Raw genomic sequence first — 14,330 nt, 5'->3', positions numbered from 1 at the left:
TCCGATTTTTATATCCACAATATATCTCAGGTAATCCTAAGCAAAAAGAACATTAGCGATGCCAAATTACTTACAACAACGATATAAAGCAACAAGTTACTTTACACCTAAATATTAAATAATATAGTAACATTCTAAAACGGCAGGGGAAGTAGTGTTTTAGAACCGACTAGAAAGGTAATATTTTTCTTCAATGTAGCATTACGGGTAACCGTAAAAGAGGTGAGAAAAAGGTACGAGGTATGAAGTACGAGGTACAAAGTATTAAGTAAATGGTTGCTTTTACTGCTTATAACTTAACTTCCAATTCACTGGCTACCATTCCTTTGCCGCCCGCCATTAGTCCGGTTATATGCTCATCTTCTACATGCAATTGAACTTCAATCTCACTTGATGATGGCGGACTCATGTATTTGCCTTGCTGAATTTTAAAAGTGGTTTTCTTTAGCTGCAAGACATCAAACAAATAACTTGCTAGCGGACCTGCAGCCATGCCTGTACCTGCTTCTTCTAAAATACCATAGCGTGGCGCGAACATTCTTGTTGTCGCATCTATTTCATGTGCTGTAGCATCTGTAGTGAATACATAGTATCCTATTAAATCATATGCCTCACTAATATTTTCTATGGCATCAAAATGTGGTGTAATAGCTTCTAACGTTTTTACATCTTTCACGGGAATCAATAGAAAAGAATTACCAGTATTGACTACTTGAATTGGTGCATTTGGCAGCAAATCTTCTTTGGTTAATCCTAATGATTTTAGAATTTCGTTTTCATCTTTAGACGGGTCTACAAAACTGGGCGCCAATTGCTCCATTAATGCCAATTCTCCCTGTATTTCTATTTTTCTATTTCCGTCTATCGTCTCTTTTGAAGATTTTTTACCTTTTAACAACCCCATTTGTTTCAAATATGAAAAAGTAGCAATGGTGGCATGCCCACAATGTGCTATTTGCTTTGTTGGCGTATAGAAATCTAATTTAAAATCTGCCGTATTAGAACTGGATACAAATGCGGTTTCTGAAAGTCCTACTTTCTTTGCGATCGCTAATTTATTTTCATGCGATAAGGCATCGGCATCTAAAACTACACCTGCAGGGTTTCCGCCTTTATCATTCTCGGTAAAGGCATTTAGTATTTGTACGGTTACTTTTTTTTGATCATCCATCATAACTTATTTAAGGTTTATAACAGATAGACGTGGTACATTAGAAAAAGACGTAGCTATTCTTCATTATTTTCAAAATCGAGCAATTTTCCTGTTTGGTCAGACGCCACATTTGGGCAATTGAGCAACTGTATTTTTAATATGTCCCTAGCTTTTTGAACTCTAGATTTTGTGCCCGAATACGAAATATTCAAATGCTTGGAAAGCTCTTTTTGCGAGTACTCTTGAAAAGTGGTCAACACAATGGCCTCTTTATGCTGGGCAGATAACTGTTCTATTTTTTGGTTAATGCAATTGGTCAGTTTTGAATAGTCAAAATCGCCCGACTGCTCTTCTGGCAAATCAAAATCAGTAATGGCAACGGTGTTAGAATTTGGCTTGCGAAAATGGTCGATTATGGTATTTCTTGTAATCTGATACACCCAAGAGGTTAACTTAGAAGTATGTTGCAGCTGATGGATCTTGGTCTGTATTTTCAAGAACACCTCTTGATGAATATCTTTTGCTACCTGCTCGTCTTTGATCTTCCCTAAAATAAAATGATACAATTCTTCATTGAGGTCTAGCCAAATGGTATGTATTTCATTTTTCATAATACCTCTTTTTGTTATAACTCGTTTTCATGAGCAATTAAAGCCCGCCAAATAGCAATGAATTCTTGTACGCTTTTCTTGTCTAGCTCTGTATTTACCAATAACAACTTTCCTGTTTTGGTCTTTTCATTGAAAAACATATGGGTAACTACACTTGGGTCTCCGCCTGTATGCCCAATTTGCCCTTTTGAAGATATACCCATAAACACGCCCATATTGTATTCGTCATTATATTCACTATCACTCCGGTCTTTATGGTTTTCGTCCGTTAACTGAGGTGTAAATAAGGCCTTATAGCTTTCTGCGGATAACATAGTTCCGTTCCCTACATAGCCTTTAATAATCTCAGATAGGTATTTTGCCATATCATGAGAAGAGGAAATGAGTCCGCCATCTGGGTAATTCACCAATTTGTAAAATGCCAGTTCAGTATCTGCATCCGCATACAGTTTTGAATGCATAGAGAAATCTATGGCATCAAAAGACCAACCTGAACTTGTCATTTCTAAAGGGTCAAAAATATACTTCTGGGTAAATTCTGGAAAGGATTCTCCCGTTGCTTGTTCCAGAACCAGTGCCGCCAACCCTGCCCCAATATTAGAATAGTTAAACATGCCGCCGGGGGAATACTTCGAAAATGTTTTCTTTTTATACCACTTACCATCTTCGCTCAAAATGGCTTTAAGATATTCGCCCAACGACATCATTTCAGTTGGAGGCAAGAAATTACCATTTACCTTGGCAGTACCATTTTCAGCTTCTTTAAGTATATACCCTTTGCTCTCATATTCTGCAGGATCTTTAATACCTGAGGTATGACTTGCCAATTGCCGAATGGAAATAGGTGTACTCTTAAATTTAGGATGCACTACCTTAAAGGGTAGGTAGTCATTAATGTTATCATCTAAATTGAGCTTACCCAGTTCTTGTGCTTTTAACAAAGCCACCCCAATGAACGTCTTAGATATGGAACCTATATTCTGTAATGTATTCGCTGTATATTTTTGGTCGGCTTTTTGGTCGGCAAATCCGAATCCGTTTTCATAAAGCGTACCTTCTTCATTGACGATGGCTACTGAGAAACCAACTAATGAGCCATCTGTAGAAATCTTTTTTAATTCACTGGTAAGTTGTTCAGCGATGGAATCATAGGTCTGTGCGTAGGTTGTACCTACGAGCATTGCAAACAGAATAAATTGACTGATTTTTTTTACTATCATGATTGTAAACGATTTGATTGATTGATGAATAACAAGTCCTAATTTAACCATTATAAATCAGATACTTAATTTAGGGTATCAAACGATATCTTTCATTTCATATAACACGACCAATAGTTTAGAAACAAAAAAGCTCCCAAAATGGAAGCTTTATGTAGAGAATACCGGATTCGAACCGGTGACCTTCCCGAATGCTTTCGGGACGCTCAGCCCATTACTTTATAGTGGAATTAACTACTTGAATTAATCTCTGAAATAGCAACAAATAAAAAAAGGCTCCCATAACTGGAAGCCTTTTCTAAAACTTATTATTTTTTAGAAACGATTTTTTTAATTTCCTACATAAACTACATTATCACCAGAGTAATTAGAAAAATATAATAATCCATCTTGATCTATCTGAACTACTAGACCTTCTGAATTAGTTTGGTAAACTGGATAATTATCTGGACTAGGTTCTATAGTAACCAATTCTAAATAACCATTTTCTTGTAATTTAAAATGTAATTGATATGCTATACCTCCATACGTTTCATATGAAGTGGCAGTAAACTCTTTGTTGATGGATAAAAACACTTTATCTGTTCTTTCATCATTATCATTGTTAATTTGCGCATAAGACAGAAAAGACCAATTGCCAACTAACCTTCTATTGTCTTTCATGTACACCGCAGAATAAAACTCATTGGTGTTTGCAGTATAAAACTTTATAATATTAGAAGTGTCAACATCTAAATCTGTTACTTGCCAATTACTTAACACTTTATCTTCTGTAAAAATATCTACATAGTAACTCTTTTCCTCTAAATTTTCTGAAATTGAAATTTTACCACTAGCGTCTATACTTCCCGAAAACACAGCGTTTACTTCATTGAAATAATCTTCTTTAGAACCGTATACCGCTACCCTGAAATCTGTATAGTTATAGGCATCTGAGTATTCATCTACTTGATCTAAATCTAATTGAATATTTATAAAGTTTAATTGTTCTTCAGAATCATTTTGTGAGCAACTGAATAAACAAATAATAGATAGATAAGTGAAAATAATTTTCTTCATTTTAATGATTTTCTTTTGGGGGTTGTATGTATCATCAATAATCTTGTTACATAAACATTTTAATGATCATGATATTGTATATCTGAAGAAATTAGAACGACAACTTCAATAGTGAGTTAGGCGGAAAATAGTATTATTTCTTAAGTACTAAGTAAAAGGATGTTCTTTTTATAGAAAAGCGGCATTGGAAGTTTTCTCTTAGTTCCAAAAAGTTAGCAACTCGCTCGCCTTTGATAGGGAACTAGGTGGTTATAGTCTTTTAATCTCTTTCCTTTTTAAGAATAGATAAATTAACCCTCCCAACAAAAATGAATCTATAAAATAGGCATGGGTCAATTGAAAGATCTCTAAATAGGTCAAAAAAGTGATACCAGAACTTAAAACCCAACTAATTAGAGCTGCAGGTTCCCAATCTGTAATTTCGTTCAGCTCGTACCGTTGGTTTTTTACCCAGAAAAAATTGATGATATAAATTGCTGAAATCGATGGGGCAAGAACACCTAACAAATTTAGAAAATCGAAAAGGTATTGCGAGAATTCTAGCAATGCTAAGCCAATACCCAAAACACTTGCAATAATTACTATTTTTTTAAATGACCACTCTGTCTTTATCGTAGAAAATGTCAATACCGTTGAGTACAGATTACTAGCATTACCGACCCAAGTAGATACCAGTAAAAGAGCGAATGCAGGTAAAATTAAGCCGAATTGCTGCATCACCTTAATAATATCAACTTCACCTGTTTGTATAGATGGTATGGCACTAAATGTCAAAGCCAACGGAAACCCAATGGTAATACCTAAAACAGCAATCATACTTTGCTTGTCATTATAGATAAATCTAGAAAAGTCTGCCATCATTACAGGAAAAAGTATAGAAGAGCCTATCAATATAGAAATAGCTTCGAACAGCGTCATCTTCGGATTTTCTGGCACCCAATCTAAGAGCTCTTGAAAAGACATTCCGTTTTCAAATGAAACGTAAATCACGTAGCATAAAAAAAGCGTCAAAAATGGCACGGCTATATTCGCTAGTTTTTCTAGACTTTTAATACCAAAGAAAGTGGTCACCGTTATTAAGGCACCCATAACAATTACAATTGGCCATTTTGGTAATTGTAGTGATAGGGTATTGAGGGCAGTATCTACTACGGCAACAGATAAAAGTTCTAGCGCTACCGAAAACCAACCCAAAAGGGTAATACCAAAAATAAAATTTATGATTTTTGCCCCTTGTTTTCCAAAACTAAAATGGAGAATCATGTATGTAGACAGTCGCGAACGATTACCAATTTTGGTGGTAATTAAACACATAATGGTCAGCACCAAAGTTGAAAGTCCGAATGCCCAAAGAGCATTCTTAAACCCCACACTCAAAGCTACCTCAGAACCTAAATATAAAATAGGTAATGTTAGCCCTGTACCTGCAATAATAACAGCAATTAACCACCCAGATGTAAAGTCTTTCGACTGTACTTTTGTGTTGGTATATTGGTTATCTGCCATTGTATTTATGTATTAAAACAAATTATAAGTTCTTTAATATTTCGGTTAGAAAATTCCAGAATTTTTGTGTTGAACTAATTTGCAAACGTTCTTCTGGTGAATGGGCTCCTAGAATATTAGGACCAAAAGATATCATTTCCATATCAGGATATGTGCCAGATAATATACCGGTTTCTAAGCCTGCATGTATAGACTTAACTGCGGGTTTTGCTCCATTTAATTTTTCGTAAATAGCTACTGCAGCATGTAAAAGCTCACTATCAGGGCGAGGTTCCCAACCAGGGTAAGGTCCTATTTCAAGTACGTCACTTTCATTGAAAATACCTGTAATGGTTTCTATAATTTCTAAACGCTCTTTATCTACCGAGCTTCTCGCATGACAGGCAATTGTATACCTACCTCCTTCTAATTTAATAATAGAAATACTGTTAGAGGTCTGTACCAAATCTGGCATTTTAGGGGTAACTCTATATACCCCGTTCGGTATCGATAGTAAACCGTAAAGCAAATAGTCATGTGCATCTTTGCTCATTACAGATAGCGTAGTTGCCGTTTTTGTAGTCGTAATCGTCAATGCCGAATCTGTTGCAGCATACTGCTGTCTCCTCTTACTTTCTAAGACTTTCAGTTCACTTATAAACTCATCTAATTCTGTGGTTGGTATCGCAATTACAGCGCTACAATCTCTAGGTATTACGTTGGTTAACGTACCACCATGTATAGACTGTATTCTACATTGGAACTTAGCAGTAAGTTCTTGTAGGCATTCTGCCATTACTTTAATAGCGTTGGCGCGATTAAGGTGAATATCTACACCAGAATGACCACCTGTTAAATTACCTACAGTAATGGTTTGCATTTCATAGGCAGCAGCGTTTAAAGTTTCTGTAGCGTAAGTTCCCTTAATTTCTACATCGGCACCGCCAGCGCAACCTATGGTTATTTCATTATCTTCTTCAGAATCAAGATTCAGTAGTATTTTACCCTTTAATTGTTTGTTGGTCAATGCCATGGCACCTGTCATTCCCATTTCTTCATCTATGGTAAAAAGTGCTTCTATCGGCGGATGAACCAAATCGTTTGAAGATAATACGGCCATTATTGCAGCAGAACCTATACCATTATCTGCACCTAATGTGGTTTCTTTGGCCTTTACCCAATCTCCATCTATGTACATTTCAATACCTTGGGTAGCAAAATCAAATTTAGATCCAGCTTCCTTTTGGTGTACCATATCTAAGTGACCTTGTAATACAACAGTTTTATGATTTTCTTTTCCTGCGGATGCTGGCTTTTTAATTATGACGTTGCCTATATCATCCACTATGGTTTCCAAACCCAATGAGTTCCCAAAGGCAATCATGAATTGAATGATCTCTTCTTCTTTGGTAGATGCCCTCGGAATTGAGTTAATTGACTCGAAGTGTTGCCAAATGGCATTAGGATTTAAATCGTTAAGAACCATTTACTTTATTATTTTTTTAAGGATAAGATATAAGATGAAAGCCACTAAAAAGGAATCGAAAAATGAAATGGTAGTTAATGTCATATAATCGTATGCACCTAAATAGGCTACAATACAGGCTACGATCCAACTAATACCTGCTGCTAAGTCAAAATTAGGAAGGCTGTCAAAATCTTTTAAATCATAATTTTGCTTCTTCACAAAAAAGAAATCTGCAATAAAAATAGCCGATACTGGCGGAATGAAAATACTCGAAATATTAAGAAAATCGATAAAATAGCCGGTAACTCCTGCAATTGCTAAAATAGTACCGATAGCACTTGCTACAAGCCCTATACGCCAATTACCCTGTTTTGTAAAAATTGTGGAAAAGGTAAGTACTGTAGAATATAGATTTGCAGAATTGGTTGTCCAAGTCGAGAATATTAAAATAAGTAAGGCTGGTAGCGTTAAGCTTAAGCCTATCATAATTTTCATAATATCGATCTCACCAGTAGTCAAACTTGGTATACCACCTGCCAATAATACAATTGGGAACCCAATGGCCAAACCCAAAACTGCCAATAAACTATCTTTATCTGTTCTTGCGAATCGAGAATAATCTGGCATTAAAACAGGAGTCAATATCGCCATACCTACCACGGCAGAAATGGCCTCTCGAATTCCGATTCCGCCAGAACCTTCAAATGCAATTATAACATCCCACTCGCTTCCTCCTAAAGAGGTAAACAGTACAAACACCATAAATATGAGTAGTAACGGTACCGAGATATTAGATAACTTTTCCATTGCCTTAATACCGTAAAGTGCCGTCAATGTCATTAAAGCACTGCCGATTAAAATACTTATCCAGGCGGGAAAATTCCATCCTAATAACTGTGTAAAGGCATCGTTTAATGAGGTTCCGAAGATTTCAATAGTTACTGCATACCAGCCTAATAGTGTTACACCTACAATGACATTTATGAGTTTTGCACCCATTTTACCAAAAGGAAAATGCAACAGCATATAGGTAGATAAGCGTGTACGGTTACCAATTACAGCGGTAATACCACATAGCACACTAAGCACAAGACAGACACCTACAAAAATCCAAATAGCGGTACTCATACCTACAGATTGGGTTACTTCTGCACCTAAAAACAGTACGGGAAGCGTAATACCAATACCAACGATAATACCAGCGATACGAAGACCATGAACGGTCTTTTCTTCGGGTACTTTCGTTCTGGAGTAATCGTCGTTTCCCTGTTCTGCTTCAGTTGACATAGTTATGCGCCTATTAGTTTCTCTGCTAAAGGTTTTAAATCTGGATGCGTATATACGCCATCTTCAACAATTTGTACATCATCTAGGTAAATACTTACTTTACCCACAATACCATCAAAATGAGATTTAGCTACTTGACCTAACGGAGGCATATCCATAGGACTTGTATGACCGAAGCCAAAATCTACGCCACCCCACACACGTTCGTCTTCTACAACCTCTCCTCGCAGTTTACGAATACTAGGATTTAGACCAAACATATTGTGCGATATTTTGTACATATTAGGATCGTTGAATGATGCAAGGTACTCCTTAAATTTCTCTGCCTCTGCGGGCGTTCCCTTTACATCAGCAATCTTACTATCTTTCATTACAAATTCTATTCGGTTATCGGTACCGTAAACATTTGCATTCATTAAAAGATCAAAAACAATGGTGCCATTCATGCTTTCTATTTTAGGAACCATGTTTACATACCCAGGAGCAGTACCAAATTTAGGCATCGAGAAGTCACCATCGTCAATATCAAACGTATAATTCAGGTCAATGTCATAAGATACATCTGTACCATTATCGCTAGTAATGCGAATTGTTTTACACTTCAAAACCATGTCGCGTACTTTATTAAGCATCTTGCCCAAATCTGGTACATTGTATCCTGTAAAAGTTCTTAAAAGGGATTGCACACTAGAGTCGGCAATAATCAAATAACGTAACCTTTTGTTATTTTTAAAAGCATTCTCCCAAATATCAGAATATAAAAGGATGGTAGAATTACATTCTAACCAAACATCGACATTACTCAATGCCGCGGTCAACGCTTCTGCAGGCCAATCTTTCATACCTGCCTGCCCATCTTGCTCTGCTTTTGGGGTCCATATTAACAACGGTTTACCGCCTATGGCATATACTGCCGCCGCAAAAGCATTCATTAAGTCTATATCGTTACCAGAGTCTGCAGTAATAGCTACAGATTCACCTGGTTGTACTTTAAACATGTCTTGCATGATAACCTTTGCTACCAAGGCACGCTCCATATGATAATTTGTATTGTTTTTCATTGTATGCAATTTTGTTGATTTAAAAAGGAGAAACCATCAAGAGATAAATTCCTCCTTCTTCACTAAACTATTTCAAAAACTAAATTAAAAACTAACGGCAAAAGACGCACCGTAGGTAGCTGGGCGACCTCTCCATCCGAAGTCATCAAAACCGCCGAACAACGAACCGGGGATATACTCGGTATAGTATTGTTTATCAAGAATGTTATTACCCCAAATAGTCACTTTTATATTATCAAAAGATACTGAGGCACGGGCATCTAATAACTGATATGCGTCTGTAGTAAAGCCATCTTGATTCAATTCGTCCCAATAAGTCTTACCTGTACTGTTCAAGTTTACATTGGCATTAAAATCTACAGTTTCGGTCAATGCAATATTAGATTCAAGACCGATATTGAAATTGTTTACCGGTACGAAAGGAGTTTTCTTTCCGTTGAAAGCACTCAAATCTGTAGCAGTACCATCTGCACCACCAGTTGTACCACCATCGGTAATCTCAGAATCTACAAAACCATAATTAGCCAGTACATCTAAAAACTTAGATAGTCGAAGTTTTGCATCAAATTCAAAACCGATAATTTTACTTTTATCGTAATTGTAATTACCTGCATAGAAGGTATTCAGGTCAAAAATATATTGCTGTTGGTTCGTGAAATCTGTGTAAAATGCAGAACCGTTCAAAATAAATCGGTTGTCCCACATAGATGTTTTAAAACCTAATTCAAAATTGTCTGTAAGTTCATCTTCAAAACTTCTGTTGAAACGATCGGTAGCTGCAGGGTTGAAACCACCTGTTCTATAACCACGACCGTAATTGGCATAAATTAAAGCATTTTCTGTCGCTTGATATGAAAGTGATGCTTTTGGCTGTACAATATTATTTGAACGTTCTGAAGTTTCTTCGAACAAGTTATCTTGTTGTTTAAAGGTATCATTGTCATAACGGAAACCTACCGCTGCCGTTAATTTGTCTGTCAATTTATAATCAACAAAACCAAAAAACGCGAATGTAGTAGTCGTATTTACCACATCGGCAGCTACACCATAAAACAATTCATTCAAATCAAAATCACGACTCAACCCATCTTGAAAGAAAGGCTTTTCTATGTCTTGATAAAAACCACCAGCACTCCAATTTACTTTTCCGTTAGAGCCTACATTATTTAATCGTAATTCTTGATTGAAGGTTTTAGTCTCGGCAGTTTCGCCTTGGGTAAAATCATCAAATGGTGTAAAATCTAAATCACCACTCAAAGACCTATCTACATAATTATATGAAGTTATACTTTGAATTTTAACCTTGCCTGGTGTATACTCCATACTCAGGTTTCCGAAAGCATTGCTAACATCAGATTTTCCTGGCTCATCATGATTTATGACATTATTTCCTTTTTCAGGATTAGGGTTTAATACCCCCCCCGGAAAACCATCTACAAATATATTACCAGTAGGGTTCACCGAATAACGTGCGGCACCTGCTGCAACATCTATAAATTGAAGTGTAGCACTTGCTTTAAATTTCGGAGAAAACCGTGCAATTAACTGACCTCTTATATTAAAATTTCTTTCGAAATCTACTTTTTCATTGTCGAACTCATTGGTCAACAAGCCATCAAAATTTCTAAATTGTGTTGACAACCTATAGAAAAGCTTGTCTTTTTTAAGTGCACCAGAAGAAACAAATTGTGTTAATAAAGCATTTGCATTACCGTAGCCTAAAGTAAGTGTGTTCTTTTGAGTATTTACTGGTTCTTTAGAATAAATGTTAATGGCTCCGCCAATTGCATTCTTTCCATAAAGTGCTCCTTGCGGACCTTTTACGACTTCAATTAAAGCTAAATCGAAAAGTTCTTGATTTAATAAACTCGGATCAGGTATCGTAACTCCGTCGATTACAAACGCTACTGGAGCATCGGCATTACGAATTTGAGGAATACCACGAACGGTTAAAAAGTTAACACCCGCTGATTGCGAACTGTTTAGCTTCATATTCGGTACCAGCTTCGCAAAATTCGTAACATTATTTATACCATTATTCTCAATACCTTCTGCATTTAATGCGGTAATAGACTCAGGAATAGATTGTACCGATTCGGTTCTTTTTCTTGCTCGACCAACAACCCCAGCAAATCCGGTAACTTCTACCCCCTCAAGTTGCTGTGTATTTTCTTCCATGGCAATATTAATGGTAGATTCATTGCCAACTGTGATTTCTTGCATTTTGAAACCGATGTATGAAAATTCTAAAATAGCAGTAGATGCGACTACAATTTCGTAATTACCATTGAAATCTGTAGTAACCCCATTTGTGGTTCCTTTTTCAATAATGTTCACCCCAGGAAGTGGATCGCTACCATCAGTTACAACACCCCTTACGGTTTTATTCTGACCCCATGTTAACATAGGAATCAATAAAAGAGTTAAAATTAGTTTTTTCATGAGTTTGGTTTTAATGAGTACTCCGTTAGTTATGAATAGTTTATAAATTTAATTCACAATACTTATTTTTACTTCTTTCTAATTATTAAAATATTTTTTAATAATTTTATGACTCAAAATAGGAATTCATGAATAAACAGGAAGTTCAATCATTATCTCTCACCTCTGAATATTTTGAATTGCTACTAAAAGCCCTAGAAAAAACTTTTAAAAAAAAGCATTCACTTAAGAGGCTGCCTAAATCAATGCAGTATTTTGGTTATGGAAACTACAATTCGTTAAAACCAAATTTAAAAAGTGACTTAGAACAAATTGGCAGCGATTTTATAAACGGCAAGTACCTGTATGATAAAGTACGCGAATTTCATAAGGGTAAATCTGTTATTAAACTTAACCAATACTATAAATCTATTGTTCTGCTCTACCTAGGTTTTGAAAATGTTGAACAATTTCTAGAGAAAAATAGAATAAATGGTGAGGCAGAAAAATCGCAACTCTCTTTACTTTACGGAGAAAATGACCTTAAAACCTATTATTACTTAAATTATTATTTTGGTGAAGACGGCGTTATACAAAAAGGTAAAACCATAATTTCTAATAATTGGAAAAAAATAAAAAACACCTATAGATACCCAGACAAAGATGGTAATTACAAAGAATTTAATGACTTTGGTAATATCATTATTAGGGAAGACGCCATTTTTATCAGAAACAAAACCATGTTGAACGGTAAATTGGTTGAAGGTGCTAGTGAGATAATATATATAGGTCAAAATAACCCTGCGCACCTTAAATACCTTATTGGTTGTTATAGCACATTTGATATTTATAATAATTCTGTCGCAGGCAGATTTATTCTCGAAAAATTCGAGTCTGAAGAAGATATGGAAACTCAATTCGATTCTTCTGATATACCACCATATATTGCTATGGAAATTAGAAACCAAAGAATTGTTAATAAATCAGTAGTACCGAAACACTTTCTAGAAATATCTAAAAATAGTCCGTATGCCGCCATTTACAAAAGTATTACGGGTACCTATGAACTGACTTTAAATCTACCCAGTGGCAGAACTGAAATATTTAAGTTTAAGATATTATCTGAAAATTATAAGATGATACCGCTAGATGAGAATGTATATTTTGAAAGAGACAATTTAGAACTATTAAATAAAGGTTCGGTCGTATACTTTAGTTTTGATCTTACAGGTGTAGTTGCCTTTGACCGTTTAGATATGTATTTTAAAACCTATTATTTAAAAGAAGGAAACTTATTTCAAGACGGAGTCTATAGTGGTGTTGATAATGAAAATAGATTAGTAAGCGGAGAAGTTAGGCTTAGTTTTGACAATAAGTAATTACAAAGCTTTTCATAATAAGCATAAAAAAGGCTCCCAAAATGGAAGCCTTTTTAAGTGGAGAATACCGGATTCGAACCGGTGACCTCTTGCCTGCCAGGCAAGCGCTCTAGCCAACTGAGCTAATCCCCCTTCATTACCTTATTCACTCAAAAAAACAGAAACGACCTTCCAGAATGCTTTCGGGACGCTCTAGCCAACTGAGCTAATCCCCCTTCATTACCTTATTCACTCAAAAAAAACAGAAGCGACCTTCCCGAATACTTTCGGGACGCACTAGAATACTATGCAAATTCCCAGTTTTCAAGAGCATCAAAGAAAATACATTTTAGTATGCCAACAAAGTACTACTTAATCTTTCTTTACACTTAATACCAATACCGGTACAGGGGCATAAAACTCCGATTTTGAAATAGTGCTCTTTTCCCATAATTTCTTGAAAAAACCACGTTTTCTTCTAAAAACACACAATAAATCGGGTTGTTTTGCTTGAAAATGCTCTAAAACGCCATGATATGTTGTTGAGTTTTCTGTAAAGGTCAACTGAGAAGAAATGTCCATCAATGCCGTATTAATCTTTAAATCGTCATCTGAATATCCTGGTGTTTTCACCATCAGTAAATTTACATTGGCGTTATGCTTATTCTTCATCTCAATTAACGGATCAAGAATTCTCTTTCTTTTTAGAATACCAGATTTAAAGGCAACTAATATATTTTTAAACGACTTATACGCTGTTCCTTTTGGTACAATCAATGTTGGTATGTTCGTTCTTTTAATAATGGCTCCTGAAGTCTGTCCTAAATAATTCTCTTCTTTAATGTCATTACTTCTAGGTGCCAGTATAATTAGGTCAATACCAATACCCTTATCAATTTCTTTTAGTCCGTCTTTTAGCTCACCATTAAAGCTTGCAATTTTTATAGAGACGTCTTTTGTATCTACTGTTCCTATAATTTCTTTTAATCTTTCCTTTGAATTATCGGCTACCTTTTGTGTTATATTGGCAAGCGTTCCTGTTTTTCCGCTGACATTAAAAACTTCCATTACATATATTTCTGCACCAAAGTCTTTTGCAAAATCTACTGCATATTGTAATGTTTGATTCGCATTTGAGGAGGTCCCGATCGGAACAAGAATATTCATCATGATAAAAAGTGTTGATTATAACTCTAAATTTACAATT

11 protein-coding genes and 1 tRNA gene are annotated in these 14,330 nt (G+C 35.6%); 1 reads left to right on the top strand and 11 read right to left on the bottom strand.

Going from position 1 to position 14,330, the window contains the following annotated elements; all coding sequences use genetic code 11:
- Positions 1-289: 289 nt before the first annotated feature.
- The 9 genes from Q4500_RS08340 to Q4500_RS08300 form a co-directional block, all read right to left on the bottom strand.
- Complete coding sequence (locus tag Q4500_RS08340) at positions 290-1,174, bottom strand: PhzF family phenazine biosynthesis protein (RefSeq protein WP_303599224.1); 885 nt, start codon at positions 1,172-1,174, stop codon at positions 290-292.
- A 53-nt stretch (positions 1,175-1,227) separates the two neighbouring features.
- The gene (locus tag Q4500_RS08335) at positions 1,228-1,764 is read right to left on the bottom strand and encodes a sigma-70 family RNA polymerase sigma factor (RefSeq protein WP_303599223.1); all 537 of its coding nucleotides are present in this window, start codon (positions 1,762-1,764) and stop codon (positions 1,228-1,230) included.
- Positions 1,765-1,778: 14 nt separating this feature from the next.
- Positions 1,779-2,984 (bottom strand): serine hydrolase, encoded by a 1,206-nt coding sequence (locus Q4500_RS08330; RefSeq protein ID WP_303599222.1) that lies wholly within the window; start codon positions 2,982-2,984, stop codon positions 1,779-1,781.
- A gap of 330 nt (positions 2,985-3,314) precedes the next feature.
- Positions 3,315-4,043 carry a hypothetical protein gene (locus tag Q4500_RS08325; protein WP_303599221.1) on the bottom strand — a complete coding sequence of 243 codons (729 nt, stop codon included), beginning with the start codon at positions 4,041-4,043 and terminating at the stop codon, positions 3,315-3,317.
- 249 nt (positions 4,044-4,292) lie between these two features.
- Positions 4,293-5,549 (bottom strand): cytosine permease, encoded by a 1,257-nt coding sequence (locus Q4500_RS08320; protein ID WP_303599220.1) that lies wholly within the window; start codon positions 5,547-5,549, stop codon positions 4,293-4,295.
- 22 nt (positions 5,550-5,571) lie between these two features.
- The gene (locus tag Q4500_RS08315; protein ID WP_303599219.1) at positions 5,572-7,014 is read right to left on the bottom strand and encodes an aminoacyl-histidine dipeptidase; all 1,443 of its coding nucleotides are present in this window, start codon (positions 7,012-7,014) and stop codon (positions 5,572-5,574) included.
- Entirely contained in the window at positions 7,015-8,283 is a 1,269-nt protein-coding gene (locus tag Q4500_RS08310; protein WP_303599218.1) for a cytosine permease, read from the bottom strand.
- Between the two features lie 2 nt (positions 8,284-8,285).
- Positions 8,286-9,344 (bottom strand): hypothetical protein, encoded by a 1,059-nt coding sequence (locus tag Q4500_RS08305; protein ID WP_303599217.1) that lies wholly within the window; start codon positions 9,342-9,344, stop codon positions 8,286-8,288.
- Positions 9,345-9,428: 84 nt separating this feature from the next.
- Complete coding sequence (locus Q4500_RS08300; RefSeq protein ID WP_303599216.1) at positions 9,429-11,786, bottom strand: TonB-dependent receptor; 2,358 nt, start codon at positions 11,784-11,786, stop codon at positions 9,429-9,431.
- Positions 11,787-11,914: 128 nt separating this feature from the next.
- Here Q4500_RS08300 and Q4500_RS08295 point away from each other — a divergent pair, with 128 nt between their 5' ends.
- On the top strand, positions 11,915-13,144 hold the full coding sequence (locus tag Q4500_RS08295) for a hypothetical protein (RefSeq protein WP_303599215.1): 1,230 nt from the start codon (positions 11,915-11,917) through the stop codon (positions 13,142-13,144).
- 58 nt (positions 13,145-13,202) lie between these two features.
- Here Q4500_RS08295 and Q4500_RS08290 read toward each other — a convergent pair.
- Both Q4500_RS08290 and Q4500_RS08285 read right to left on the bottom strand, forming a co-directional pair.
- A tRNA-Ala gene (locus Q4500_RS08290) sits at positions 13,203-13,276 on the bottom strand.
- 219 nt (positions 13,277-13,495) lie between these two features.
- Entirely contained in the window at positions 13,496-14,293 is a 798-nt protein-coding gene (locus Q4500_RS08285; protein WP_303599214.1) for a universal stress protein, read from the bottom strand.
- Positions 14,294-14,330 lie beyond the last annotated feature (37 nt).

The sequence above is a fragment of the Maribacter sp. 1_MG-2023 genome (genome assembly GCF_030547005.1).
Classification (GTDB): Bacteria; Bacteroidota; Bacteroidia; order Flavobacteriales; family Flavobacteriaceae; genus Maribacter.
The sequence above is the reverse complement of the archived record's forward strand: the minus strand, read 5'-3'. Positions and strand labels throughout refer to the sequence as shown.

Excerpts from the sequence above, each read along its gene's own strand:
- Q4500_RS08340 (WP_303599224.1), bottom strand. The coding sequence starts at position 1,174 with ATGATGGATGATCAAAAAAAAGTAACCGTACAAATACTAAATGCCTTT.
- Q4500_RS08335 (WP_303599223.1), bottom strand. The coding sequence starts at position 1,764 with ATGAAAAATGAAATACATACCATTTGGCTAGACCTCAATGAAGAATTG.
- Q4500_RS08330 (WP_303599222.1), bottom strand. The coding sequence starts at position 2,984 with ATGATAGTAAAAAAAATCAGTCAATTTATTCTGTTTGCAATGCTCGTA.
- Q4500_RS08325 (WP_303599221.1), bottom strand. The coding sequence starts at position 4,043 with ATGAAGAAAATTATTTTCACTTATCTATCTATTATTTGTTTATTCAGT.
- Q4500_RS08320 (WP_303599220.1), bottom strand. The coding sequence starts at position 5,549 with ATGGCAGATAACCAATATACCAACACAAAAGTACAGTCGAAAGACTTT.
- Q4500_RS08315 (WP_303599219.1), bottom strand. The coding sequence starts at position 7,014 with ATGGTTCTTAACGATTTAAATCCTAATGCCATTTGGCAACACTTCGAG.
- Q4500_RS08310 (WP_303599218.1), bottom strand. The coding sequence starts at position 8,283 with ATGTCAACTGAAGCAGAACAGGGAAACGACGATTACTCCAGAACGAAA.
- Q4500_RS08305 (WP_303599217.1), bottom strand. The coding sequence starts at position 9,344 with ATGAAAAACAATACAAATTATCATATGGAGCGTGCCTTGGTAGCAAAG.
- Q4500_RS08300 (WP_303599216.1), bottom strand. The coding sequence starts at position 11,786 with ATGAAAAAACTAATTTTAACTCTTTTATTGATTCCTATGTTAACATGG.
- Q4500_RS08295 (WP_303599215.1), top strand. The coding sequence starts at position 11,915 with ATGAATAAACAGGAAGTTCAATCATTATCTCTCACCTCTGAATATTTT.
- Q4500_RS08285 (WP_303599214.1), bottom strand. The coding sequence starts at position 14,293 with ATGATGAATATTCTTGTTCCGATCGGGACCTCCTCAAATGCGAATCAA.